This is a genomic window from Sorangium sp. So ce590, assembly GCF_051521365.1.
In the GTDB taxonomy this organism is placed as follows: Bacteria; Myxococcota_A; Polyangia; order Polyangiales; family Polyangiaceae; genus Sorangium.
This window is the reverse complement of sequence record NZ_CP150346.1, coordinates 4,125,917-4,152,606: the sequence shown is the minus strand read 5'-3', so window position 1 is coordinate 4,152,606 and position 26,690 is coordinate 4,125,917. Positions and strand designations below refer to the sequence as shown.

The window sequence follows — 26,690 nt, the reverse complement described above, 5'->3', positions numbered from 1 at the left end:
CCGTGCGGCGGCCCGCGCTCAGGCCCCGAGGACCAGGCCCCGCAGCCCGGCGAGGCGGCGGAATACGGGGTGCTGCGCTTTCGCCGCCAGGAAGCCCGACGAGTATTGCCGCTGGCACCACGCGGCGTCCACTTTCCGGCCCTGCATGCGGGGGTAGAGGGGGAGCACGGTGACGCGATCGGGGAGGAAATCGTCGCCGAGGTCCTCGCGGATGGCGGCGTCGATCGCATCGGAGAGCGCGGCGCGCGCGGGGGTGCCGTCCGGCGGCGCGCCCGCGAACGCGAGGAGGAGGAAGGCCCAGCGCGCCCCCGGGTCTCCGGTGGGGATGGGCACCACGCAGGCGCCCAGGATGCCGGGCACCTCCGAGACCCGCTCCGCGAGCTCCGCGGCCGGGAAGGCCCGCCCGGCGCGGCGAGGGACGAGCGTGCCGCCCCACAGGTGCTCCGTGCCGCGCCGCGCGAGCACGAACCACCCGTCCTTCTTCGGATCGCCGTCGGGCATCGGCACGAAGACGCCTGCGCCCCCGGCCGCGGGCTCGCCGCTCCCGGTCGCGTCGAAGAGGGCGTAGGGCTGCCCGGCCGCCGGCAGCGCGAGCGCCTGGACGCTGCCGGGGCGCCGCGTGGAGAAGAGCACGGCGCCGCCGGCGGCGGCGTCGACGAGGAGATTCGTGGAGGGCACGCCGGCGAGGTCGTTCTTCTTGACGAGATCGTTCCAGGCCACCCAGTCGAGCGGCTCGTCGACGCTCCGCACCCACTGGCGCAGCTTCGGCGGCCGCGCGATCGGCGCCTTGCGCAGCGCCTCGCAGAGCGCCGGGGTGATGCCGAGGGTGGTGATGGGCTGCTCTTGCAGGAGGGCCGGGCGCGAGAGGACGTCGGCGGGGGTGAGGTGCACGAAGGTGGCGCCCGCGAGCAGGGCCGCGAGGATCGCCGCGGGGTGATGCTGCTGGGGGTGGAAACCGGGGAGCGCGAGGGCGTCGCCGGGGCCGAGGCGATACGCGAGAACGGCGTCGTGGAGGGCGCGCTGCCACGCGGCGCTCGCGGGCAGGTCCACCGGCTCGGCGAGGGGCACGCGCAGGGGCGAGAAGAGGCGCGCGCAGGGCTCGTCGGGCGCATAGGCATGCGGCGGCGCGGCGTGCGGCGGGCCGTCGCCGGCGAGCGGCAGGGCGCGCTCGGCGAAGGGCCCGATGGGCGGCGGGGCGGCGGGATCGACGACGACGTGGGCGGGGTCCAGCGCCTCGAGGCGGCGGAGCAGGGCGCGCTCGCCGGCGGGGGCGAGGAAGGAGACGACGAGGCCGAGGCGGAGGGCGGCGCCGAAGGCGATGAGCCAGGGGATGCCGAGGGGAAGGACGAGGGCGACGGCGGCGCCGGGCGCGACGCCGGCGGCGGCCCAGCGCCGGGCGCAGGCGGAGGCGCGGGCGGCGAGCTCCGGATAGGAGAGCGATTGCCAGCCGGCGCGGCGCTGGTAGGCGATGAAGGCCGCGCGGCCGGCGCCGGCGTGGCGGCCGATGGCGTCGTGGTAGAGGTCGTAGGCGTGGCCGGGGCGGCTGCGCGGGGCGGGGCCGACGCGGCGGGCGTGATCGGCAAGGGCGGACCAGAAGGCGGGGGGATCGTCGTGGCTCGCGGCGAGCCAGGCGAGGTCGGGGACGTCGTCCTCGCGAGAGAGCTCGAGGGAGCGGAGGGCGGCGGGGATATCCAGGGGCGGGAACGTAACGGCGGCCTCTGATGGATGGCAACATTGTGCCGGGTGCGGCCGGGCGGGCGCGGCCGGGCGGGTTACCCCGCCTGGGGCTCAGCGGAGCGCCTCGGCGGCGGGTGGTGGCCTGATTTGCCCCGGAGTGTTTCACATGAAGGCGGGAAGGCAGGAAGATCATTGATCTTTTCTTCCCGCTTTCCCGCCTTCATGTTCAAATCCGGCCACCACCCGGCGGCGCTGGTTGCGTGTTTGCGATCAGGGCTGGATCCCGCCCCGGCTCCAGCGGTGCCGACACCGCGGCCGGGACGGCCGGCGGGCGCAGGGTTGCCTCAGGGGAGCACGTCGGCAGCGGTCTTCGCCCCCAGAACGTTCTCCGCCCACCGATCCAGGGTGGTGCCGTCCTCACACGCCAGGATGCGGTCACGCTGCTCGTCCGAGAGCGCAATCCCCGCCCGCGCGAGCAGCCGGAACAGCACGTCGCGCTTCCCTTGGAGCTCGCCGTCACGGAAGCCCTCGCTGATGCCGCGCTCGAAGATCTTCTGCGCGAACGGGGGGAACGTCGCCTTGCCTTGGGTCTGCCGCTCCATGACCAATGCCTCCAGAGCCCGCCTCATGGGCTCGCGCAGCGCGTCGTAGATGATCTGAAAATACACCGCCGCATGGTCCAAGTCGAGCCGCGCCAGCGCGTGGACGGCCGCCTGCACCACGGCCATGCCGTTGGGGTCATTGCCGTGCGCCACCGCCGCGAGCACGGCGAGCTCGACCTCTCTCTCCGCCTCGGCCAGGTCGGTGATCGCCGGCATGACTGTCGGACCGAGCACCAGCCCGAGATCGATGTCCTCCGCCGCCCAGGCGGCCACGACCGCGTCCGTCGCGACCACGAGGACGGCCGTGTCGCAGCGCTTCCTGGCGCGCACGACGGCGACGTACACCGGCCAGGAGTACTTCTTATCCCGATCCTCCTCGCGCTGGACCTCGACGACGATCGCCAGCACGAGCGCACCGGCGGCATCCCGCAGCTCGAGCACCAGGTCGGCGCGGAACTCGACCGGGAGGAGCTGATCGAGCGACGACTCGACCACCGCCGCGGAAGCGTGCGGCGGCACGTCCACGTGGAACAGAGTCGTCATGAAATGGGGCGCGAGCTCGGGGTTCTCGCGGAACATCTCGACGATGCCATTGTGCTCGAGCGTCGGCATGCGGGGCTCTATGGGCGGTGGACGCCGTGGCCAGAGGGGGCTGGTGCACACGAGCTACCGATAGCCGACCGGCCGCGGCGGGGCGCTCGCGCGGCATAACGTATCGATACCGCTGGGTGGTGCCAGCGAGAAATCCGCCGAAACAGCTGATTTTGTGCGCACCACTCGTGCGGTTGCACGTAATGCGGTCCTGGGAAAAACCAGCGACGAAATGTGACCGCAAATCGACCACCGACAGGACCGCGGTCCCATCTGCAACACCCCAGGCCCTCGGTGAAACGCCGTGCGCGCGGAGCCGGGCTCTTCGGCAAGCTTCTGGAGCCTCCGCGGGCAGGGGTGATACCGTGCTCGCCATCGGCCATGCGTCCCGCTGCGCCCCCCCGCGTCATCCAGGCCTTCTTCCCCGAGCGCCGCGTCCCTGCGGGCACGGCGGTCCAGCGCTTCGCCCGCACGGTCCTGCCGCCGCACCCGGCCACCGCCGCGCAGCCGCGCGCCGCCATGGACCCACGGCAGCGGCCCCCGCACCCCGCCACCGTCGCTCAGCCCCGCCCCGGGCTCAGCTTCGCGCCGAGGCCGCCGCACCCCGCCACCGTCGCCCAGCCGCGGGCGCCCTTCGGCGCGGCGCCCCGGGCCGCCGGGGCGGCGCAGCGCAAGGAGGCGGACGTCCACGCGTTCCAGCCGCCCACCGGCTTCCTGGAGGGCCCGGCGAAGGCCGGGCAGAAGCTCCCGCCCTCGGTGCAGCTCCGCATGGAGCGCTATTTCGGAGCCGATTTCTCGGACGTGCGGGTCCACGTCGGCCCCGAGGCCTCCTCGATCGGGGCGCTCGCCTTCACGCTCGGCTCTGATCTCTACTTCGCGCCGGAGCATTACCAGCCGCACACGCACTATGGCCAGGAGCTCCTCGGCCACGAGCTCACGCACGTCGTGCAGCAGCGGGAGGGGCGGGTCGCCAACCCCTTCGGCGACGGCGTGGCGGTGGTGCAGGATTTCGAGCTGGAGGCCGAGGCGGACCGGCACGGGAAGGCGGCGGCGCAGGGGAAGAGCGGGCCCGGGTCGTCGGGGCCGGCGCCCGGCGGGGCGGGAGGGCCAGCGGGAGCGCAGGCGAAGAGCGGCGGGGCGCAGGCGAAGGGGGGCTATCGGCTGCTGGTGGGCGCCTACATGCACGACAGGGAGCTGCCCGAGCCGGTGGCGGGACACAGCTTCGTGGCGATCGAGGAGCCGAGCGGGGAGCGACGGGCGTTCGGGTTCTCGCCGGCCCGGTATTCGAGCTACGACCCGCAGCGGGACCTGGGGCGGCTCAGGAGGGGCGTCGAGGGCGTGGTGCACGACGACAAAGGCGCCTTCGACAGGCCAGGGGTGAAGACGCGGGACTACGCGATCACGGGGGAGCAGGCGCGGGCGGCGATGGCGAAGATCGCGGAGTACGAGTCGGGGCGATACCGATACAGCCTCGACAAGCGCCAGTGCTCGACGTTCGCGCTCGACGTGCTGCGCGCGGCGCGGGTGCCGGTCCCCGAGGGCGGGGCGGCGCCGGGGCCGAGGGTGATGTACGAGACGCTGGACGACGAGAGCTGAAGAGCGGAGGAGCCGAGATCGACGTGGGCGTCTTCGGCGCAGCGCTGGAGACCTCCGGAGGGCGCCGGCCCGCTCGAAATCTGGCCCTTCATCGCCCCCCTCCCCTATCCTCCCCCGCCATGGCCGTTCAAGTCTGCGCGGGAGCCACCACGATGTGCAGCTTCGGCATGGCCCCCGCCACGCTGATGGCCCTCCCCGTCCACCAGGCCATGGCCACCCTGCCCGCCGCCAACATCTCGGACTGCGCCCCGGTGCTCAATGTCCTCCCCTTCGGCGCCTGCTCCTCCCTGGCGAACCCCACCGTCGCCGCGGCCACCGCCGCCGCCCTCGGCGTCCTCACCCCCATGCCCTGCGTCCCCGTCCCCGCCGGCACCTGGATCCCGGGGAGCACCAAGGTGCTCCTCAAGGGCATGCCCGCCCTCGACAGCGCCGCCAAGCTGATGTGCACATGGGGCGGTGTCATCCAGATCCTGAACCCCGGCCAGACCAAGGTCATCGACGGCTGAGCGCGCCGCCGGGGCCAGCTTTCGTCCTCAACGAGGTAGCGAGGTGCGCGTCCCGGAGGAGGGTGGAAAGAGTGTACAGCGCTTCAGGCTCACGCACCCTCACGCACCGCCGTCCGGGCTCAGGTCAATGCGCAGCTCCGCCATCAGCTCATCCAGCTCCGACCGGGGTACCCGCTCGATCAGGTAGGCGACAAGGTCCTCCTGTCGCGGCTGGCCGAAGACCATACGATAGACGGCGAGGGAGCTGCGCAGTCGCTGGATGCGCCCTCGATCCTGGCTGAGCGGCAGCGCAGGGACATGCCGCTCGATGCGCGCCGCGCCCTCGAGGAAGATCCAGTACGGTACGATGTGGGTCGTGTCCGCAGAGCGCCGCTCCAGGGCGCGGGCGAACATCGCCTCCCAGCGATCGCGGTCGCCGTCGTGGAGCGCCGCCTCCCCGTGCGCCTCGGCGATGTTCTTGCGCACCGCGTGGCCCTTGTAGCGATGAACGCGGCCCTCACGCTGCTCGAAGTCGACCGGGTTCGACGGCACGTTCCAGTGCACGACGGCGTGACAGTACGTATGAAAGTCGAGCCCTTCCTGGCCGACAGAGGTCGTCGACAGCACAAATGGCCAGAACGGTGAGTTGAACGCTTTGCGCACGTGGTCAGCGCGCGTCACAAGGGACCCGTCCTCCGACCGCTCATCTCCATACCGGAGAGCGAAATGCGTCCGCAGGTTGCGGCTCACGCGCTTCACCGTGCGGCCGGCCTCGCTGCGCGCGAGGTCGTCGATGGCGACCCGTGACGTCCGGAGCTCGATCGCTTCCACGATCTCGTCCGCGACCTCGTGGACGCGCTCGCCGATCGTCCCGGCGAGCAGGCCCAGGTGATCGCGGAGCACGTGCACGTACTCGTCGAGCACCGCCTGGAGACAGCCGTTGACGCAGTAGTCGAGGACCTGCCGCCAGTACGGCGTCGCATCATCGCCCCGCCGCATGCCGCGCAGGAGCGCCACCACCTCGGGCTGGTTGAACCGCGCGCGGAACGCCCACGCGGTGGTCCCCGCGCCGTTGCGCAGGGCCGTCCGCGCCGCCTCGTCGAGGGCGGATTCCCCGCCCACGACATGGAGCATCGCCCGGAACATGGTCACCGCAGGCCCGCCGATGGCGAGGTGCGCCAGGACATCGACAAGGTCGTCGGGCATCCGCCCGAGCGCTTTCTGCCCCTCCGCCGACGTCGCTATGGCCGCACCGCCGAGCGCGACAGCCCGCGCCTCCTCGACATGCTCCGCCCAGCGGCCCCGCCCGGCGCGCTCCTCGCCCTCGACAGGCGCGTCGGCGTCCGCCGCGCCGGACCATGCCGCCGCGAGGTCCTCCTGCTGGAACCAGGCCACCGTCGTCGCCTCCCTGAGCTTGCGGTCGAGGAGCAACGGGGCGGCCCAGTACCAGCGCTCGTCTGCAGGGCCGTCCGCCCGGGTGCGCGGCAGGTGCCTCTCCACGGCGAACTGGATCTGCTCCTTCGCCAGCTGGAGGATGTCTGTCGCGGGGATCGCGCCCAGGCCGCACGGCGCGCCGCCGCACGTCCGATCCCGGGCGAGCTCGACCGAAAGCTTCGCGGGATCGCACGCTTCCGCGAGGTAGAGGCTCGGGTAGAGCAACGCGAGCACGGCCATGCCGGTCAGGCGGCCATCGGCCTCGGCACCGAAGCGCAGCGACCCGCGCCGCCCCGCCCGGTACTCCGTCGTGTACTCCGCGGCCGTATCCTCGCTGAACACCCGTCGCTCGACCTCGTAGCTCAGCATCGCCGCGATCGCCCGGGGGACGACCCGCCACGACGAGAAGACGAGCCGCTTCGTCAGCCGCGCCACGCCCGCGTCCGCGAACGGCCCGCCGAGCGCGTAGTAGGGCATCGCAGGCGGGATCCAGAGCAGGCGGTGCGTGCCGGTACCGAGGAACTCGTCCACCAGCGCCCGCATCCGTGGGTTGCCTGGCTCAACTTCCTTGTAATGGTGGACGTTGTCCCAGGGCAGCGTGGCCGTCGGAGAGAGCGACAAGGCGCGGGCGACAGGCATCCTCTGGTCGCCCGCGTCGAGCGCCTTGCGCAGCTCGGTCTTGAGTTTGTAACCCTCGTCCAGGAAGCTGAGCACATAAGGCGCGCTCTTCCAGTACTCGATGGCGTCCTGCTGCCCGACCACCCGCGACACCGCCTGCACGGCGAGGTAGTCGAGCACATCGCTCGAACGAAGCTCCAGCGGCGCTCCGGGCACCTCGACGAGCATCCCGTTCCGGTCCGGCGTCGAGGCGAGCCGCTCGGTCCGGACCATCACCCGACGGAGCCGCTCCCTGAGCCGCCCGGTCGCCGCGCGGAGGCGCTCGGGCCCCTCGGCCTGCGTCAGCCCGAGGACGGCGGACTGGTACGCTTCCATCTCGTCCTCGATCCCTCTGGCGTCACCCGTCTTCCCCTCGAGAAAGCGGATGGTGCGCACGAAGTCGCGGTAGTGGTCGTCCTCGCCCCCCTCCTCGCTCAGCGTGTACATCTTGTAGGGAGTCGCCGACAGGAGCAGCACCCGGACCTTCGGATACTCGAACACGGCGCGCGCGAGCACGCTCGCCTCGTCGTCGTCGTCGTCGAGCAGGTGGCTGAAGCGCTGGAACTCGTCGAGGATCACGATATCGGGCTCGAGCGCCTCGACGCAGCTCTCCGCCAGCACCGACCGGAGCGCGCCGACGAAGCGGCCGCGGGCGCGGCCGGTCTCCTTGTCGATCGCCCGGGTCGACGAGGAGAAGGCCTGGCAGAGCGCGTCGAGCTGCGCGCGCAGATCGATCGCGCCGCCCGCCCTCTCCTGCGCCACGCGCCTGGAGAGCGCCTTCTCGAACGCATCCTGGGCGGTGACGTCGATCAAGGAGGTGTCGAAGCCGTCGAGCCGCTCGCGGAACCGGTCCGCGCCGACGTGACCACGAAACACGTTGATCATCGCCTTGCCGGCGCCGAGCCCCCACGCCTTGCGGAGCATCCAGTAGAGCAGCACCCGCTCCTGTGCCTGGCCCAGCCCGTCGCGCACATCGAACGACGTCGCCGGCGTGAACGAGATGAAATTGACCCCGGTGCTCGTGCTCTTGAGCTTGCTCACCTCGAGCGGGAGCATGGTCAGGCGCGACGCCAGGGCCACGTGACCGTCTCCATCGAGCTTCAGCCGCTGGATGTTCTGCCTCGCGATGTCACCGTTCGAGCAGATGTACAGCACGTCGATCCGCGGCACCGTCGCGCGCAGGTGATCGATCGCGCGCGCGATCACGCCGCGGGCGACGAGCGTCTTGCCGAGACCGACCTCGTCCGCCACGAGAAAGCGGCAACTCCCGCCCTCGTCCTCGTAGAGCCGCTCGAACACCCAATCGACCGTCCGCCGCTGGAAGTCCTTGAGCCCCGCCAGCACCGCGTCGGCGACGCGCACCTCCGTGCCTCCGCTCATGACCGGCCTCCTCTGGAGCGCTGCGCCTCCCAGGCGGCGCGAATGGGCTCCCAGATGCGCCCGAGATCGGGCGGCAGCACGGCAGCGCCCTCCGGCGTGGTCCCGAGCTCCCGCACCGCGCGCTCGAACTCGCGCAGCCGCTCCGGCTCGTGGTCGAGCGCCCGGAGAAGGGCCTCGAGCAGCGGCGTCCCCGAGCCCCCGCCGGACCAGCGGGCGGCAGCTCCTTCCGCGGTGCCCTCGGCGTCGAGCAGCTCCTCGATGCCCTCCACCGGATCGAGCGCGAGGAGCATCCGGAGAAAGCGCATCACCTTGGCTGGATCATCGAGCATCGCCAGGAGGATGCGCGCGTGCCGGTGCTCCGGCGCCCCGTCGAGCGGGACGTTGACCACGAAGACGATCTGCTCTGTCCGCGCGCCTTCCTGCACCACGGCGCGGAAGGCGAAGAAGCTCGTCAGGGCCTGAAACGAGCACCGGGAGAAGGTGGCCGACGCTCCGGCGCTGGACAGCGAGAGGCCCGTCGCGTGATCCGGCGGGAGCGCGATCGGCCAGCAGCGCACCTCGGTGCCCGGCCCGAGGTCGAGCCGCGCCCCCTCCGCGCGGAGGTGGACGCTGTAGCGCTCGGTGTCGTCACCCGGCGCGGCCTCGAGCTCGACCTTCGCCCGCCATGGAGCGCTCCCCAGCGCGAGGCGCAGGGCGCGTAGCCGACGGTCGAGCGCCGCGTCGACGGGGTCTTGTGGCACGGCGTCCCCCGACGGCGTGAACGCCACGAGGAGCGCCCGCAGGGCGGCCGACCCGCCGCCGTCGCCGAGCGCGGCGTCGATGCCCACCTTGCCCTTCTTTCCCGTGAGCTGGACGAGGAGCTCGACGTTCTCGTGGAACGCCGCTCGCGTCGCGTTGGCGGATCCCGTCCATACCTCCGCGTTCCGCCCCGCATCGGCGATATAGAGCTTGGCGTGAAGCCCGCGCGCGGCCGTCTCCGCGGTGTTCGCCTCGCCGGCTTCAACGTCCCCGCCGGCGTCATCGTCCTCGCCCTCCGCTCCTTCGTTGAGGACGTGCACCTCGTCGAAGCGGGCGAATGTCGCGGGGGAGACGCGGGCGAGCTCCTCGGTGCGCGAAACGAGCACGTGGCCGCTCCCGGTCGTGGTCAGTCGCCCGAGCGTCTCGGCCGCGAGGAATGGCGAGATCACAAGCATCCGATCGATCCGCGTGTCGAACGGCCACCGCGTCTTGTCGTCATGGCCGAGGGGCCAGAACTTGAGATCCTCGAACCCCTCCGGCTCCTCGAAGGCGACGCGGCGCACCTCGTCGGCAAGGAGCGCGGTGTCCGTGGCCACCCGCCCGGAGACGGGGCGCACCGCGAGGCCAGGGAGCGCCGCAAGGAAGTCCCCGAGCGGATGATTCCGGCCGATCGCGTTGGTGCGGTCCTTGAGCTCGCCCTCCAGCGAGAGCATCGTGTCCCACGATCGATCGAAGGTGAGGTTACGCGAGTTGACCAGGACCCGATATCGCACGGGGCCGTCGGCCGAGGTGAAGCGCTGCACCCATACCTTGGGGTGGAACACCCCCTGCTCGCTTCGCGCGCGCACCTGGACGACGGACCCTTCCAGGTAGGCGAGGAGCTGGCGGTACTGCGCCGGGCGCGCGATACAACCCGCCTGGCAGAACACCACGAGCTTCTCGGCATGGGCGCGCACGGCCTGGAGCAGCGCCGTCGCCCCCAGCGGCGCGGCCTCGTCCGCCGCTGGATCCCCGCGGCGTGCGATTCGGTCGAAGAGCGAGAAGGACAGCGGCGCGACAAGCAATGCGACAAGGTCGAGCGAGTAGGTCGTGGCGAGGGTCCGGTCGACGACGTAGCCGTCCGGCGGCCGCAGCGCCTCGAGGAGCACCCGGCGATCACCCGGCTGAAGCATCGTCCCCTCCCCGGCCCAGGGCCGTGTACAGATCGGCGAGCAGCCGGCTCGCCGACGGCCACCGGTAACTGAGGCGCGCCGTGCCCGACTCACCACCCCAGAGCTCCAGCGCGCGCGGGTTGGTGAGCCGCGCCCGGCCGCCCTTGAGCTGCTGCTCCCGCTGCCACACCAGCGCGCGCGCCGTCTTGTCGTCAGCCCCGCCGCCCCGCTTGTCCCAGGGCGTGAGCCTGAGCCAGCCCTCGACGAACGCCTCTGTCGACCCTGCCACGCGCGTGCGCTGGCGGACGAGACGCCAGAAGACGGAGCGGTCCCAGGCCGCGATCGCCGCGCGCCGACGGCGCATCTCTTCGGACCAGCCGGCGAGCTCGCCCCGGAACCGCTCCACCGCCTCGCCGTTTGCGGTCGATTTCGCGCGCTCCTCGGCGAGCAGCACGTTGTAGAGCCACGCCGCGCCTTGCATCGTCTCCGCGAGCAGCCGCGCGTGCGCGAGCGCCTCCTGCACCTCGCCGGAGAGCTCACCGAGCTGGGGGTGCATCCAGACAAAGTCGACCGCCGCCGGGCGGCCGCGGTCCGCCAGGAAGGCGAGCAGCGAGCGCGGCGCAGAGAGCTGGATCCGTTCGACGAGATAGCGTGCCTCCTCGCGCCGCAAGGCGAAGCCGGCCTCGCCCGGGAAATCCTCGGGGGGATCCGGGATCGCGGCGTGCCAGTTGCGGCGCGCGCGCCCGTCGAGGCTCTCGCCGTCGTCGTCGCGCCCGGCGCGGTCGCGGGCGGCGTAAAAGCGGTCGAGGGAGCGGTGATAGTCGTCCTGCGAGCCATCGAAGACACGGATGCCCCAGGCCTCGAGGCCGAGCCAGTACACGTTGCTCGGCAGCCGTTTCAGCGTCTCGCCGGCGAGGCCCCCGATCGTGCCGAGCGGGTCGTCGGACGCCTTCAGCACCTGGATGAGCCTCGTCTCCGCCCTGCGCGCCCTGGCCTCGATCTCGCTCGAGGGCGTCTTGCGCGCCTCGAGTTCGCGGTAGATCCAGGGCACGAACAGGAAGTACCTCGCCCGCGTCTGGATGACGCTTGTGCCCGGAAAGAACATGTCCGCGAAGGCGTCGCGGATGCCGCCGAGCCCGAGCTCGTCGCGCGTGTCGCTCTCCTTGAAGCGGTCGATCGCCTCGAGGACCCGCTGCCGCTCCCGATCCGAATGATCCAGCCAGGTGAACGTCGAGATCAACGCAAGCTCCTTTCCGCCAGGGCGCGCCTCACGCCCTCACGACCCTCCCCGCATCCACCAGGTTGAGCCATTGCCTCTCGAGGCTCGCCGCAAACCCCCGGTCCTCGATCGCCACCCCGGCCTCCAGGTTCCGCGTCTGGCCACGATCCGTGAAATTCGCCGACGTGATGAGCGTGTACTCGTGGTCGATCACGACGCACTTGGCGTGCAGGCTGACCGCGCTCTGCCTGTCGGCCGTCCTCGGGTCGAAATAGACGACCGGCCTCGGCCCGCCGAACGGCCACATGAGCCGGTAGAACAGCGCCACCACCGCCTGCCCCCGCGCCACGTTCCCCCGGGCGGCCTCGAGCGGCGCCGACACGAGAGCCCAGCTCTGTCCTGCGCTTTTCGTCGCCTGCTCCAGCCGCCTGGCGAGCTGATCCACGTCGACGAAGAGATCCGCCGTCACCCCATGGTCGGCCATACCCCGGTGCAGCGACGCGAAGAGCTCCGCGCCGTGGTCGATGGAGTAGCCGGCGACGAGCACGTGCTCTCGCGCCCGCGCGAAGAGCTCGGACAGGAGGACCCGCGTGTGACGGGAATGGCTGACGCCCGGGTCGTCGCCCGTCCAGACAAGGGTGAGCCTGGGGGCCTTGCGATGCCGCCGCTCGGCCAGCACGACGCCGACGACCGCGTGAATGCCTTCGCGATCGAGCCGGAGATAAGGCCGCAGCGCGTCGACGAGGTGCCCCAAGCCGTTGGCCCGCAGGCCCGTCTCGCTCATCGGCGCGCGCACGTCCCCCCGGTCGAGCGCGGCGACGAGGGCGAGCAGATCCTGCTCCGTGACCGCGGATAACCCCGCCCCCGTCACGGGCGGACCTTGAAGAAGGCGAGCTCGGGATCGTGCCCCATCGCTGGCACGACGAGCGCCCGGTCCAGGTAGCGGTTGAATCGCTCACACGCCGGCTCTGCGACGAACAGGCACCCGTGGCAGGCGGCGCCCTCGAGATGGCGCCCGGACCGGTCCCCGGGCGAATGATGCGCGCAGACGGGATCGCTCGAGCACAGCGAGGCCATGTCCCAGGCGCGACGGAGGTGCCGGCCGATGGAGCGACCTTGCTCGACGAGCCCCCCGAGCGTGCCCTCGGCGCCGCTCGTGCCGGTCATGATGAAGATCGCCGCCATCGGCAGGTCGTCGGTCGCCGGCGCACAGTAGATGCGCTCGGAGAGCGCGCTCGCCGAATAGCCGCACTGGAGCGAGATCGAGGACACCAGGAGGTGCGAGAGCGAGTGCAGAAGGTAAAACCTGGCCCCCGGAAAGCCCGGTCCCCGACTATTGCCCTTGAACTCCTGCTTGTACCCGTCCGCGAGCTCCTCCTCTCGACGGATCACCGCCGGGCGGCCCTCCCATTTCTGTACGTCCTCTTCGTCCAGGCAGACCAGCACACCCTCGCCGAAGATCTCTGCCGCCGGCAGCCAGGTCGGCGTCAGCCCGAGCGGTTGGAGGTTGCTCGTGTCCTCGGTCTCGCCCTGCAGGTTCATCTGGGTCGCCGACAGGCGCGTCAGGCCGATCTGCGCGCGCACCTGACGCACCTTCTTGGCGAGCACGATGCGGCTCACCTTCGGCGGCAGCGGATGGCGCTTCGGGGACAGGCGGCAGGCGAAGAAGTCTTCGTCCCGCGGCGGGAGCTGCCCCTCCACCTCGTCCTTCGCCTCGAGGAAGACCTTGTACTCCGCGGTCCGGAGCTCGTCCCTCGCCGGCGACTTGCCCTTGCGGATCGTCTCCATGGCGGTCCACACCTGGTCGTCGTCGTAGTCGCGCAGCGCGTTGCGCACGGAGGCCACGACCTTGCGCAGCAGCGCGAGCTCCTCGCGTTTGGCCTCCTGCACTACACTCCACACGTCCGCCTGGCTGACCTTGTTCAGCACCTCGCGCGCCTTGTCGGGGATCGAGAGCGCGCTCATCCATTGCGAAAAGTAGCCGCTGCTCGCCGTGCGGACGAGCAGGTTGAGCTTCTCCTCGCAGCCCTTCTCCTCGCGTCCCTCGAAGCCGAGCCACGGCCTCTCCCCCCGGCACTGGGGCAGGACCTTGGGCTCACGCGCCTCCGAGAGCTTTCGCTCCGCGCCGCAGACGCCGCAGCAGACGCGGATATGAGCGAAGTCGCCGGACGCGTCCTCCTTGAGGTGGAGATCCAGCGATTCGCACCGCGTCTCCTGGGAAGGGTGCACGAACCAGTTCCAGGGAAACTCGTCGAGGTGGCCGCGCTTGCACGTCGCCACGAACCGCACGGGGACGCAGAAGCCTTTCTGGGTGTTTGTGCAGCGGTGAACGTAGCGCCCCTTCTCACGCTCGAGGTTCCTCGAAGGCCCGAGCGCACGGCAGCGCTGGCAGACGAACCACGACGGGAACTCGGCGACCTGGATGCCGCTGTGTTGCGACGGCGCGTCGTCGTCGCCCGCGGGGGGCAGCCGGAACGCGCGGTTGATGCTCAGCTCGATCCCGAGCTTCGAGCCGACCCTGGCGAGGATGGCGTCGCGCAGGCGGGGCTCGTCGATGAAGCCCTGATCCTTGTACCTGTCGTAGCGCCAGAAGTCGGTGCCGCCGATGAGCACGGCATGCTCGAGCAGGTCGACCATCGCGCCCGGACCGAACGTCATCACGACCTGGCCCAGCCGGATCTTGCCCTCGGGGGGCTTGTGCCCGCCCTTCGCTGTCTTCTTCGCGATGGCCATCAGCCTTGCCTCCCCAGGCGTCGCCCGATGAGCCAGAGGTGCGCTGTCGACTCGACGTCCCGCAGCGACGTGGGCGCCGCGAAGCGCCCATCGGGCGTGTCGGGGCCCGGGCGCTCCTCGTCGAGCGGCGTGTAGAGCAGCGGCTTGCCGCCGACCTTCTCCCGGTCGAACTTCGAGTACCGGCGCTGCTTTGGCTCCTCGGGGGTCGACCGCACCAGGTCGGTCCAGGTGTCGAGCAGGTTGTGGCCGCGCATCCGGAGCTCTTCCTCGAGCTTCTTTTGCCCGTCCTGGTTCAGCTCGGGCTGGCGGCTCGCGCGCGCGGCGATCTGTTCGAGGACGGCGTTCGCCAGGTGCCGGTTCGCCGGCAGCCCCATGACGCCCTTCGGCAGCGTCAGATCGCGCGAGGCGAAGCGGACCATCGCGACGAGCGTGCCCACGAGACCACGATCGAGGGCTGGACCCGAGAACGGCGTCACGCTCGTGGCCTCGACGAAGCGGTAGAAGCTCTCGTGGTAGGCGGCGAAGTGCTCGTAATGGGAGCGATCCCGCGGCTTGTGGAGGTTGTACACGGTCACCACGAGCCCCGGCCACCTGTCCTGGCGGCCGACGCGGCTCGACGCCTGGATGTACTCGGCCGTCGTCTTCGGCTGCCCCGCGACCACCATCAGGCCGAGTCGATCGATGTCGACGCCGACCGAGATCATGTTGCTCGCGAGCAGCACGTCGATCCGCTCGGGATCGCTCCAGGGCTTGTTGAGCCGATCCTTTGTGCGCTTCACCGCGTCGGTGTGCTCGCGGCTCGTCAGCTCGACCGGCTCGCCGAGCTCCCGGTTGGCGAACCAGAGGTGCTTGCCCGTCGCGTTCCTCGGGCGCGCCTCGTCCGCCTGCGCTGCGCGGCCGAGCACCTCGTCCTCGACCAGCCGCCGCATCCCTCCGAGCTCCCGGAGGCTGTTGAAATAGCCGGCGAGCGTCATGTACGCGTCCGCCGTCTGCTCGGGCGACGACGACGGGTCGTAGGTCTTCATCGCCCCGGCGAGGAGCGTCCGGTACACCCGCAGGAGGATCGCCTTCATGCTGCGCCCCTGCGCGGCCACGCCGACGTATTTCCGGCCGGGGCTCTTCGTGTCCACGGTCGCGAAGTACGTCTCGGAGTCGTCGATGCCGGGCGGCGGGAACACGCTCACCGTGCTCGCCGGACGGCCGAAGAGGGCCTGGATCTGCGTATCGGCGCGGCGGACCGTGGCGGTCGCCGCCAGCACCTTGGGCCGCACGACGCCGGCGCTCGTCTGGCGCGAGCAGAGGGCGTCGACCGCCGTCTCGTAGAGGCCGACCATGGTGCCGAGAGGCCCCGAGATCAGGTGCAGCTCGTCCTGCACGATGAGCTCTGGAGGGGCGAGGCCGCCGGGCAGGTTCTTCGCCGTGCGCGGCGGCTTCCCGTCCATGGGGCCGTAGAAGCGCCGGCCGTCGCGCGCGCCGGCCTTGCCGAACAGCATGCCGGCCTCGCCGCGCCACGGCATCATCGCGAACTTGTCGACGGTGGCGATGAGGAAGCTCGGCAGCTCGCGATAGACCTGCTCGTCGACGAAGACGACCGGGATGCCCTCGTCGTTGTTGGCGCGCGAGAACTCGCAGGTCTCGCTGGTGCAGCCGACCCGCACCTCGTCGGGCGCGGTCTTCGAGGGCAGGAGCGTCAGGCTGCCCGGGCCGAGCTCCTCGCCGCACCACGGGCAGGCGGGCAGCGGGCAGGGATTGCCGTTCGCGCCGAGCTTGAAGCCGGTGACGAGCTTCGACGCCTCGTCCAGGGTGTTGGCCGTGGCGCTGCGCCCGACCCAGAGGCCGACCGAGAAGCGCGTGTCGCCGAGCACCGCGGGCATCTTCCGGCGCTGGGATTCGAGCGCGCAGACGAGCGTCGCCGCGCGGCCGAGCTGGTCGAGCGTGAGCAGGCGCAGGGTATACCGGAGGAGCACGGTGACGCCGAGCCCGCCGTCGGGCAGCTTCGCCCGCCGCAGGCGGCGGAGGAGCAGGCAATAGGCGATGACGCCGAGGTACGCCTCCGTCTTGCCGCCGCCGGTCGGGAAGAAGATCAGCTCGACGCGCTCGCGATCGGGGTGCTCGCCGCTGGCCACGCCGTGGAGGTTCATCAGCAGGAACGCGAGCTGGAACAGGCGCCATTCGGGGCGCTTGCCGCCCTGGTAGCGGGAAGGGCTCCGATGCCGCGCGGCCTCGGCCATCGCCTCGTTGGCCAGGCAGAACGCCTGGCGGACCTGCCCGTTGCTCTCGAGGAGCGCGATGCCCTCCTGGATCCTCCGCCGGGCGTCGTCGGCCTTTTGCATCAGCTCGTCGCGGGTCTCGGCGCGCCTGTCGCCCTCGAGCGCGACGCCTCGCTGCCGCTCGATCCACGCCCCGTAGGCGGCCGGCAGGCGCTGGAGGTGGGCGCGCACGTCCTCGGCGCTGTCGAGCTTCGCGAGCTCGTCCATCGCGACCTTCACGTCGGCTTCCCCGTGCGCGATGACCCGCCGCACCTCGTATTCGGGGAGCCAGGTGGTCTTCACGCGGGTGACCGGGGAGCCCGGCTTGCCGGGCGAGCCCCCCTCGTCCAGCGAGCTCTGGCCCGGGGGCACCACGACGGCGACGCCGTGGCCGACCGCGTACTCGACGCGCTCGCGGAACTGGAGATCGGCGACCTTCTGGTCCCACTGGTCGCTCTCCTCGTCCGCGAAATTCGGCCGCGGGACGATGCCATCGGCGCATTCGATCTCCATCTCGATCTGGAAGACCATCTGCTCGTCGCGCCGGCCCCTCTCGCCGGCGCCGCGCTGGTTCACGACGAAGAGCGCGAGCGCCTGCGTCCCCTCGCGGAGCCCGCGCGCGTGCTCGACGGCCTTGATCTGGCCGTAGATCACGAGGCCCACCGTGTCCCGCAGGCGGATCCCGTTCTTGAGGATCTGCGGGTCCAGCGGGACGTCCGTGGCGATCGTCTGCCGCGGTGTTCGCTTCCAGACGCGCTGCCCTCGACCGCGCCCTTCGGGCTTCAGGGTCTCGGGGTGATACTCCGCGAAGCGTACGGTGGCCTTGACGTCGCGCGTCTCCCTGGGGACGAGCACGCTCATTCCAATGGATGCAGGCCAGAGGTTGGGGCGCTTGTCCTCGATCTCCTCACCCTGGGTCTCCTCCTCGGGCTCGTCGGGGCCGGCGCCGAGGCTGTCGTCGGCGGTCGGATCGTCGGGCTCGCGTTCTTCTTCGGAGGCGAGGAAGCCGGTGAGGTAGTGGCGGGACGGCGGAAGCTCGAGCACCTCCTGTTCGACGATGCCCTCCTCGTCGAGCTGGTAGGGGCCGATCAGGTCGGCGTGCAGGGCGCGGACCAGGTGGTCGCGGGGGTTCGAGGGCGGGCTCCTCTTCGGCTGCGTCGACGTGCTGTCGCTCATTTCGCCTCCTCGGGCGGCGCGAGCCGCGCGCGTGAATGTTCCACCGCGGCGTGGAGCCTGCGGGCGAGCTCGTCACGGGGCGGCAGGACGGTGAGGTACTCCGCGACGTGGATGCCCGTCTTGCCCAGCTCCAGGAGCTCGATCTGCTCGCGGCGCTTGCCGGCGCAGAGGATGATCCCGAGGGGGGTCTCCTCTCCGGGCTCGCGCTCGTGGCGGTCGAGCCAGCGCAGGTAGAGCTCCATCTGGCCCTTGTACTCGGCCTTGAACGCGCCGACCTTCAGGTCGACCGCCACGAGCCGCTGGAGCTTTCGGTTGTAGAAGACGAGGTCGATGTAGAAGTCGTCCCCGTCGACCTGGATCCGCTTCTGGCGGGCGACGAAGCAGAACCCGCTCCCGAGCTCCAGGATGAACGCCTCCAGCTCGCGCAGGATGGCGTCCTCGAGATCCTTCTCGAGGTAGCGGTCCTGAACGCCCAGGAAATCGAGGACGTAGGGGTCCTTCAGGAGCATCTCGGGGCTGACCTGGTCCTCCGCCCGCAGCGCCGCGAGCTGCGCTTCGACGACGGCCTTGGGCTTGCGGGAGAGGGCGGTCCGCTCGTAGAGCATGCTGTCGATCTGCTGGCGGAGCGCGCGCACGCTCCAGCGCTCGACGCGGCACATCTCGGCGTAGAACGCGCGCGCGAGGGGAGCCTCGAGCGGCAGCAGGAGAACGAAGTGGCTCCAGGTCAATTGTCGCGACAGCGTCGCGACAATCGGCTCCTCGGGGAAGGCCTCGGCGAACTGGACCATGCGCCGCAGCGTCTTCTCCGAGAAGCCGCGGCCGTAGCGGCGCTGGAGCTGCTCCGCGAGCGCGGCGATCACCTGCTCGCCGTAGGCGGCGCGGGCGTACCGGAGCACCTCGGTCCGGATCCGCGCGCCGATGCGCCAGTAGAGCCGGGTGAGCACGGCGTTGACGGTCACCGCCGCCCGCTGGCGTGCGGCGTCGATGAGGCGGCGGATGTCCCCGACGAGCTTCGCGGGCGCCACGGCGGGCGCGGACGGCCGCTTCGCGAGCGGGGCCGCCCTGGAAGCGCCCCGGCGAGGTCGTGCCGCGGCTCGTCGGATCACGGGTCGCTCTCGTCCGCGAAGCCGGGCAACGAGGGCGTCGCCGGCTTCGCGCGCGGGGTACGGGGCTTCTTCGCGGGATCGGCGGGCTTCCTGGCGGCGGCGGGCTTCCTGGCGCCCTTGGCGGGAGGCGCGGAGGCTGCGGCGGCTTGCTTCTCCTGCTCGGCGCGCTCGGCGTTGAGGACGAAGAGGCGGTCGATGACCTCGTCCTCGAAGGCCTGGAGCGCGGCGCGATCCTCGTCGGTCTTCGGGCAGTAGGGGGGGACGGCGATGTCGCTCCAGCCGTAGGCGGCGAGGACGGCGCGGTCCATGTCTTCGTGGAGGGTGCGTAGTTCGAGGATGCGGGGATCGTCGTTGTCGGGGTTCTTCAGGGCGTTGTAGGTTTTTGTGAGGCCCTGGTTCGTGTCAACCATCAGACGGGCGCGGGTTTCATAGAGCTTCTCGCCGATGGTTTCGAGCGCTGGAATAATGGTACGAGGATCAGGACTCGGGAAGGGGAAGGTCGCGAAGCAGTCGGAGGCGGAATAGCTAAGGTCTGTCTTCATCGTCGACGAGAGCAACCAGGCCCAAGGGACGTGGATGCGAGACTGGAGGATGGCGAGAGAGGTGTAGCGGTCTAGCGGAAAAACGTAGACCTTGTGCGAGAAGATGCGATCCGTTGGCTGAAACGAGAAACATAGGTGCTTTGTCACCTGCGCCGTAACCAGGCATCGCGAGAGTGGACCGATCGCCGCGAACAGCCCGGGCCTTGGATCACCATATCTCCACCAATAAACACGATGCGAATCACGACGAACCTTATCTCGCTCAGGCTTCACGCGATCGCGCACGATCCGTATTAAGTCAGGCCACGCCTCCGCCTCTTCTAGGGACATCTGCCCAAAGTGAACAATGTAACGATGAAACGCCTGCGTTGCGCTTGTGTTTATTTCTTCTCCCCCAAGGTAGGGGGAAATTCGCTCTGCGTTCTTGGGATCGCACGCAATCAACTCGTCGCGCTCGGCTTTTGTGAGAACAAACCCCAAACCGATAACTGCGCACCCCAGATAACTCATCCCGTCGGCAGCTGCGAGCTTTACCGGATCCGCTTGCTCTCGTCCTGCGCGCAGGCGGGAGTTAATCGTCTCCACCTGGTTCTCGCCCAGCGCAATGTGGGATAGGCGCGAACGGAGCGTCCCCTTAGCCAAGTGAACCATGGCCACGGACACAGAGGCGTCCCCGGGCCAAGGCATGGAGGAGACCGCATCGTAGATAATGAGTCCCTGAGCGAGCATCGGCTTCAAACCTGTTTCCCGGGTGTCCCCTTGCGCAATCGTATTCGTCGCAATGAGACCTATCGCGCCGTGCATACCTAGAAGCTCATCCGACCGTCGAAAGAAATGCGCGCAGAGATCGTGCTGACCGACAACTTGATCACGCGCGGCGAACATCCAGTCCATGTAGGGCTGTCCCAACGAAGCCGCTACCTGCGCCATGCCAAGAAACGGCGGATTCCCAACGAATGCATCCACAAAGCCAGCCCCGTTCACCCTTCCCCCCTCTAGCGGATCGGGCCGCTCGGCGTAGAACACCTCCGGAAACTCGATCATCCAGTGGAACGGCACCTGATCCCGCCGGATCTCCTCCTGCATCTCCCGCAACTCGCCCAGGATCTCCCCCGCCTTCGCCGCATCCCCCCGCTTCTCCGCCGCGAGCCACGCCGTCACCCGATCTAGCCGCCGCGTCCGCTCCCTCTCCCGGTCCTTGTCGCTCTTCTGCCCGAAGAACGCCCCCACCACGAGATCCGCGACCAGCCGCACCCGATCGAGCGCGTCCTCGGCATCGGCCAGGAGCAGCTCCTTCTCCCGCTGCGCCGCGTACGTCCCCTCGCCTGCCAGGTCCAGGATCCTCTTCCGGATCCCGATCGCCTCGTCGAGCGCCTCCGCCAGGAGCCCCGCCGACAGCTCCACCTGCGCCTTCGGCTTCCAGTGGAACGCCCGGATCTGCTCGAACCCCAGCCCCACAAGCGAATCCCCATGCCGGATCGCATGGTCCACGAACGTGAACGGCTCGTTCCTGGCCATCGTCACGAGCCACAGCGACAGCCGCGCGAGCTGCACCGCATACGTGTTCTTGTCGACGCCATAAAGGCACCGCTGCGCCACCAGCCGCCGCGCGTGATTGACCACATCGTCGTGCGCGCTGGCGATGACCTCCATCCGCCCCTCCCGCGTCCACGCCGCCACCACGTGGTCCGCCAGATACCGGCACGCCGCCACGAGGAACGCCCCCGAGCCCACCGCCGGATCGCAGACGACCAGGTTCAGAAGCGTCTCCGAGCTCGGCGCCTCCCCCATCGCCTTGATCAGCGGCTCCAGCGTCCGCGCCACGATCGGCTCGGTCAGCTCCCGCGGCGTGTAATGGCTGCTCGTCCGCCGCCGCTCCGGCCCGGGCTGGATCACCAGCGTCCCCGCCCCCGCCCGCTCCGGGTTCCTCCCGCTCAGGGCCTCCATCGCCCCGAGCGCCTCCCCGGCCTTCTTCGCCCCCTTCACCGCCTCGGCGATCTTCGCCGCCACGTTCTTGTCGAACCCGAGCTCGTCCTGGAGCCACCGCTCCCGCTGGTTCGCCGGCACCGCGAGCAGCGCGTCCGCCTCCACCCAGACCCGCGCCGCCCCCTTCTTGCTCCCGAGCCGGATCCGCACCGCCCCGTGCTCGATGCGCTTCACCGTGAAGCCCATCAGCGCCTCGTACACGCTGCCGATCTGCTCCACGTCGAGCGCCTTGTACGAGAGCCGCTGTCCGCTCAGGTACAGGAGCTTCTCCAGCACCGAATAGATGGTGAGGTCGTCGACGCTGGGCAGCTTCACGGCCGCGCGCGCCTCCGGCTGCGTGATCGGCGCGCTCCCCTCCGGCCCCCACCCCTCGAGGAACGGATAGACGTTCGGGTCGAAGAGCTGCCCGCGCCGCGCCGGGATCTCGAGCTCCCCGTGCGAGACGCCGAGGAACGCCGCGCGAAATAGCCCCACGAGCCGCGGGTAGGCGCCGAAGCGCCGGTGCATCGTGTCGGGGTACTTCCCGAAGTCGGCCTGCAGCGCGTCGAAGAGCCCGAGAAGGCTGTAGTTCCCGGCGAAGAGCGGCTGCTCGGTCGGCAGGAGCCCCCGGTCCTCGCAGTAGAGCAGGAACACGAGCCGCAGGAGCACCGTGAGCAGGCCCGCGTAGAGGGGGTCGTCCTTCCGCTCCAGCGCGTCCCGGAGGGCGCCCGTGCCGTCACGCTCGTCCGCCGCGGCGAACCCGGCGAGCAAGGCCTCGAGCGCCTCGAAGACCTGGCGCGAGAGGTCGTTCGTGACATCGGCGTTGCGCTTGCGGCTCTCGGCCAGGATCGCCGGGAGCGCCTGCTCGGCCGCGACCCCGAACCAGCGCTGCCGCGAGAGCAGCATCACGAAGGCATCGAAGATCGGCCGCCCGCTCACGGACGCCATGTCCGCGACGCGGAAGGCGATCCATCCGCTCGACTCGCCGTGCGGCGCGTAGACGAGCCGGATCTCGTGGCCGTTCGAGAGGAGCCCTACCGGCACCCGGCACTCGCGCAGGAGCCGCTCGAACTTCGCCTGGGCGGGGTACTCCCACGCGCCGGTGACCTTCTCGGGCCTGTCGAGCTGCTCGACCTCCGGGGAGACCTCCCAGACAAGCATCGCGTACGGGCGCCCGGCCTGCGCCGCCGGCGTGCTGTCGGCGGCCGTCGTCGCGTCCTCCCGGGGCTTGTTCCACGTGAGCGCGCGCGTCGGGCGGAGGAGCTGCTTGCCCTCGACGACATAGAGCGAGAGCTCCTTCGGGAGCGCCTCGCCCTCGTCGAAGCGCGGCGGGCCGAGGTCGAGGACGGTCGAGAAGAGCCGCGGGAGATCGGAGACGCGCAGCCTCCCCCCGGCGTCTTCCTCCAGGCACTCGAGGAAGGCCAGGTGCGCCTCCCGCGGGAGCTTCTCCGCGCACTGGGCATCGACCAGCACGGGCAACGACACGACGAGCCCCTCGGAGGGCTGCGCCATGCCGATCCATTGCTCGTGGAATCGCTTGTCGGCGTCGCTCATGGCCTGGTTGTCCCTAGAGGCTCGTCGTCGGCCAGAGGTACACGAGCCCGACCGGCGAGAGCCGCTTCAGGCTCACGTGGTAGAGCGCTTCGAGGTCCGCCGGCTCGTCGCGGATCTCGTCCTCGATGCTGGCGAGGCGCTTCTTCATGTCCTGTCGTTCGCTGTCGAGCTGCTCGCGCTGCGGCTTCATGGTCTCGTCCTCGAGGTGGTCGAAGAGCCCGAGCTGGACGCTGAGCTGCTTCTCGATCTCGACGCGCTGGTCCTTCAAGATCTGCCGGAGATCCTCGGCCTCCTTCGCGCCCCGGGCCTGCAGGAGCTGCGCGGCCTCGTGCGCTCGGCCATCGGCTTCGTCCTGCACATGCCGCCAGAGCACGCCGAAGTGCGCGGCTGCCGTCGTCGCCAGGCGCTCGCGGAGGCGCTCCGGGACGGCCGGCAGGCTGGCGACGCGCGTGAGCAGCTCCTCGAGGTGGGCGACGGCCTGACGATCCTCGTCGGTGCCCATCGGTTTCAGGTGGTCGCCCTCGCCGCTCTCGCGGAAGGGCGCGGCGACGGCGATGAGCTCGTCGTGCAGGCGCGCGGCCCCGGGACCGAAGAGCGAGAGGCGTCCCAGGGCGATGACCCGCGGCTCGCCCGAGCGATCATCCGGGACGACCGTCACGCGCGAGAGATCCTGGGCACCGAAGCCCTGGGCCAGGAAGCGCGAGAGGATGCGCTGCACGAACGGGTGCTCGAGGTGCAGGTGGACGCGCTCCTCGCCCATGCGGTCGAGCGCCTTGAAGACGACCGGCTGCGGGGAGAGCTTGCGCCACTCCCACTCGGGCTCGTCCCGGTGGCGGGGGCGGCGGAGGCTGTCGAGGGTGCGGCCCCAGCTCGCCGGCAGCGGCGGCAGCGCGAAGGCCTGCTGCCCCTCGACCTTCTCGGGGAGCGGCGCGAGGGGCGCGGCCCCGGCGAGCTCGAGGCCGACGTCGATGGCGTCGTGCAAGAGCTCTTCCCGGAAGTCCATGACCTTGCGGGACCGGCCGAGGATGCGGCGGGCCTCGTCGATCTCCTTCTTCAGCGCGGCCGTGTCGACGCGCTGGCTCTCGAGCTCCCGCCGGGTCGTCTCGGCCTGGTCGGGGAGCCGCTCCGCCTCGTCGAGCGCGGCCGCGGTGCCCCTGTCGATGCCGCGGCTGAGGGTCCGCTCGATGCGGTCCATGACGACCTCGCCGAGGCTCCCGAGCTCGGTCTGGATCGTCTCGATCTTGCCAACGAGCTTCTCGAGCACGGCGTCCTCGACGCGCTCGGGGTAGACGAAGTAATGGCAGCGGACCTTGCTCGAAGGCTGGAGCGTGCGATCGATGCGGCCGTTGCGCTGCTCCATGCGGGCCGGGTTCCACGGCACGTCGACATGGAAGAGATCGGCGCAGTGGTTCTGGAGGTTCAGGCCCTCGCGCGCGGCGTCGGTGGCGATGAGGATGCGCACCGGGTGCTCCTTCGGATCGCCGTTGAACGCCCGCTGCAGCTCCTCCCGCACCTCGTCGCCCATGCCGCCGTGGAAGATCGCGATGCGCTCGTCACCGCGATCCGTGGCCTCGATGGCGGCGCCGAGGGTCTTCTGGAGGTAACGCATTGTGTCGCCGTACTCGGTGAAGAGGATCACCCGACGCTCGCTCCACGCGCCGCTCGCGCGCTTGCCCCCACCCGAGACGCTGACCCCCGGGCAGAGCTCTGCGCGGAGCCAGTGGAGGAGGGCCACGACCTTGGCATCGGGCCGATGGCGATGCTGGCGGGAGAGGTCGAGCATGCGCTGGAGGAGCTCGCGGGCGCGCCCCTCCGGGGACGAGAGCGCGGCCGACGCCGAGGCGACCTCGGCGGCGTCCTCCTCGTCGCGTTGCTCGTCGTCGACGCCGTACGCGTCGTCGTCTTCCTCGGGGCGCCGGCGTGCCACCCTCGATGCGGATCGGGGCTCGGCGCTCGCCGTTCCCTCCTCGACGCGCGCCGCGTGCGCATTCAGGGTCCGGTGGAACGCCTCGACGCTCGAGAGCAGCCGCTTCTGGAGGTTGATGAAGACGAGCTGCCCGCGGCCGCGCCTGGGCTTCATCTTCTCGGAGTACTCGGCGAGCAGGCGCGAGAGCTCGAGCTCGGGCGTGCCCACGGGGCCGAGGGAGATCTCGGCGGCGAGCTCCTCGCTCTTCCCGGCCTCGGCCTCGAAGTACCGCGCCCGAAAGCCGTCGCCCTCGCGCTCGAGCGCGATCCGGACGACGCTCCGGAGGGGGAAATCGCTCTTGCCGAGCGCCTGGAGGTCGCGCTTGAGCCTGCGGACCATCACGGCGGAGAGCGCCTTCGATCCCGCCTGGATGGGCACGCCGCGCGTGAAGCGCTGGGGGTCGAGCATGGCCATGAGGGCGCTGAAGCTGTTCGAGTGGCCGTTGTGCGGCGTCGCCGAGAGGAAGAGGCGGTTCTCGAACCGCGGGCCGAGCTCGTCGCGGATCAGGGTCGTGACGTGGGAGTCGACGGCGTACAGGCTCGCCGAGGCGGGCGCTGCGGTGTGGGCCTCGTCGAGCACGAGCAGGCTCTTCTTCATGCGCGTGCCGAGGTGGGCGAGCAGCGGCTCGCGGTACTCGGGGCGGCGGAGCGTCTGGTAGGAGACGATGAACCGGTTGTGCGTGCTCCAGGTGTTGACGCCGAAGCCGCGCTCGCGCCGGCGGCGGGCGACGAGCTCGCGCCCCATGACCTCGAAGCGCTGGCCGAAGCGCTTCTCCATCTCGCCGCGCCACTGGAGGCAGAGGGAGGCCGGGCAGACGACGAGGACGAAGTCCACGCGCTGCCGGAGCTGGAGCTCCTGCATCACGAGCCCGGCCTCGATGGTCTTGCCGAGGCCCACGTCGTCGGCGATGAAGAGGTTCGCGCGGGGGAGCTCGAGGGCTTTCTTGAGAGGCGTGAGCTGGTGGTCGAGGAGCTTGATGCCGGCCCGGAAAGGCGCCTGGAAGAGATCGGCGCGCGTGGCCGTGACGCTGCTCCACTTGAGGGCGTGGAAGTAGGCGGCGAAGCGGCGCGGGGGGTCGAGCGAGGCGACCGCGCCGAGGCCCTCGGCCTCGGGCTGCAAGACCTTCGCGCCGAGCTCGATCTCCCAGAGGACCGAGAGGCGAACGCCCTGCGCATCGTCGTCGAGGCAGACGAGGTCGACGCGGGTGGCCTCGTTCGGAGCTTCGGGCGTGACGACGTCCTCGACGAGGTACTGGCGCTGCCGGACGAGCGCGATGTCGCCCTTCACGGGCGAGAGGCGCGGGGCGGCGTGGGCGCCGAACAGGCCCGTCGGCGGGGCGCTCTTGCGGTCGCCGAGGGCGTGGAGGAGGCGCTCCGCGAGCGCCTGGCGCGCGCGGCTGGAAGCGTCCAGGCCGTGGGCCTGGCAGGCGGCGCGAAGCTCGTCGCGGCCCATCCATTCGACCACGGAGCGCATGCGGACCTGCTCGGAGCGGGCCAGGGCGGTGACCAGCTCGGCCCTCGTGCCACGCTGAGGCACGAAGACGCCGACGTGGCGCGCGAGCTCGATCAAGCGCCCCCGCGAGGGCAGCGACTCGAGGAGAGTGCGAACGGAGGGCGAGGAAACTGGGGGCGAGGAAACGGACATCGACATCGGGGTGACACGCGCCGCGTGGAGCTGGGGGTGCACGGCAAGGTACGCCTCGACAACGACACGGTGAAGATTTGTTCTGTCGACTGTGCCCACCCGGCGCGCGCGAGGGTCGCACGACCTCCTCCTCGATCTTGCCCTCGGCCTGGACCAGGAAAGAGCACAAGCGACAGCAGTTCGTGCTGGCGGCTACGGAGGAGCAGCGCCGAGTGTGCCCATGAG

The 26,690-nt window shown here is 70.6% G+C and carries 13 protein-coding genes and 1 pseudogene; 2 read left to right on the top strand and 12 right to left on the bottom strand.

Annotated features, from left to right (window positions below; genetic code table 11):
• Positions 1-18 precede the first annotated feature (18 nt).
• The 3 genes and pseudogenes from WMF28_RS15585 to WMF28_RS15575 form a co-directional block, all read right to left on the bottom strand.
• Entirely contained in the window at positions 19-1,068 is a 1,050-nt protein-coding gene (locus WMF28_RS15585) for a hypothetical protein (RefSeq protein WP_437603025.1), read from the bottom strand.
• A gap of 198 nt (positions 1,069-1,266) precedes the next feature.
• Positions 1,267-1,470: pseudogene (locus tag WMF28_RS15580) on the bottom strand (AMP-binding protein); the annotation flags it as partial.
• A gap of 551 nt (positions 1,471-2,021) precedes the next feature.
• A complete protein-coding gene (locus WMF28_RS15575; protein ID WP_437603024.1) occupies positions 2,022-2,891 on the bottom strand; it encodes a hypothetical protein in 870 nt (289 codons plus the stop codon).
• Positions 2,892-3,251: 360 nt separating this feature from the next.
• Between WMF28_RS15575 and WMF28_RS15570 the strand changes: the two genes are divergently transcribed.
• Together WMF28_RS15570 and WMF28_RS15565 are read left to right on the top strand one after the other, a co-directional pair.
• The gene (locus WMF28_RS15570; RefSeq protein ID WP_437603023.1) at positions 3,252-4,466 is read left to right on the top strand and encodes an eCIS core domain-containing protein; all 1,215 of its coding nucleotides are present in this window, start codon (positions 3,252-3,254) and stop codon (positions 4,464-4,466) included.
• A 119-nt stretch (positions 4,467-4,585) separates the two neighbouring features.
• Positions 4,586-4,972: a DUF4280 domain-containing protein gene (locus WMF28_RS15565; RefSeq protein ID WP_437603022.1), complete on the top strand. Its 387-nt coding sequence runs from the start codon at positions 4,586-4,588 to the stop codon at positions 4,970-4,972.
• 99 nt (positions 4,973-5,071) lie between these two features.
• On the opposite strand, the gene WMF28_RS15560 is transcribed toward WMF28_RS15565, so the two are convergent.
• The 9 genes from WMF28_RS15560 to drmD all read right to left on the bottom strand — a co-directional run bounded on the left by WMF28_RS15560 (position 5,072) and on the right by drmD (position 26,390).
• Positions 5,072-8,422, bottom strand: coding sequence for a DEAD/DEAH box helicase (locus tag WMF28_RS15560; protein ID WP_437603021.1), 3,351 nt, complete (start codon positions 8,420-8,422; stop codon positions 5,072-5,074).
• Positions 8,419-10,332, bottom strand: a complete 1,914-nt coding sequence (locus WMF28_RS15555) for a phospholipase D family protein (RefSeq protein ID WP_437603020.1) — start codon at positions 10,330-10,332, stop codon at positions 8,419-8,421. Before WMF28_RS15555 ends, WMF28_RS15560 begins: the two co-directional genes overlap by 4 nt.
• Positions 10,316-11,551 (bottom strand): DUF6361 family protein, encoded by a 1,236-nt coding sequence (locus WMF28_RS15550; RefSeq protein WP_437603019.1) that lies wholly within the window; start codon positions 11,549-11,551, stop codon positions 10,316-10,318. The genes WMF28_RS15555 and WMF28_RS15550 overlap by 17 nt, the downstream gene beginning before the upstream one ends.
• A 28-nt stretch (positions 11,552-11,579) precedes the next feature.
• The gene (locus tag WMF28_RS15545) at positions 11,580-12,401 is read right to left on the bottom strand and encodes a phospholipase D-like domain-containing protein (protein ID WP_437603018.1); all 822 of its coding nucleotides are present in this window, start codon (positions 12,399-12,401) and stop codon (positions 11,580-11,582) included.
• Positions 12,398-14,263, bottom strand: coding sequence for a DrmB family protein (gene drmB / locus WMF28_RS15540; RefSeq protein WP_437603017.1), 1,866 nt, complete (start codon positions 14,261-14,263; stop codon positions 12,398-12,400). Before drmB ends, WMF28_RS15545 begins: the two co-directional genes overlap by 4 nt.
• Positions 14,263-17,688 (bottom strand): DISARM system helicase DrmA, encoded by a 3,426-nt coding sequence (gene drmA, locus WMF28_RS15535; protein ID WP_437603016.1) that lies wholly within the window; start codon positions 17,686-17,688, stop codon positions 14,263-14,265. The genes drmB and drmA overlap by 1 nt, the downstream gene beginning before the upstream one ends.
• The gene (locus tag WMF28_RS15530) at positions 17,685-18,713 is read right to left on the bottom strand and encodes a PDDEXK nuclease domain-containing protein (RefSeq protein WP_437604262.1); all 1,029 of its coding nucleotides are present in this window, start codon (positions 18,711-18,713) and stop codon (positions 17,685-17,687) included. The genes drmA and WMF28_RS15530 overlap by 4 nt, the downstream gene beginning before the upstream one ends.
• A 77-nt stretch (positions 18,714-18,790) precedes the next feature.
• Positions 18,791-22,855, bottom strand: coding sequence for a DNA methyltransferase (locus WMF28_RS15525; RefSeq protein WP_437603015.1), 4,065 nt, complete (start codon positions 22,853-22,855; stop codon positions 18,791-18,793).
• A gap of 13 nt (positions 22,856-22,868) precedes the next feature.
• Complete coding sequence (gene drmD, locus WMF28_RS15520) at positions 22,869-26,390, bottom strand: DISARM system SNF2-like helicase DrmD (protein ID WP_437603014.1); 3,522 nt, start codon at positions 26,388-26,390, stop codon at positions 22,869-22,871.
• Positions 26,391-26,690: the final 300 nt, after the last annotated feature.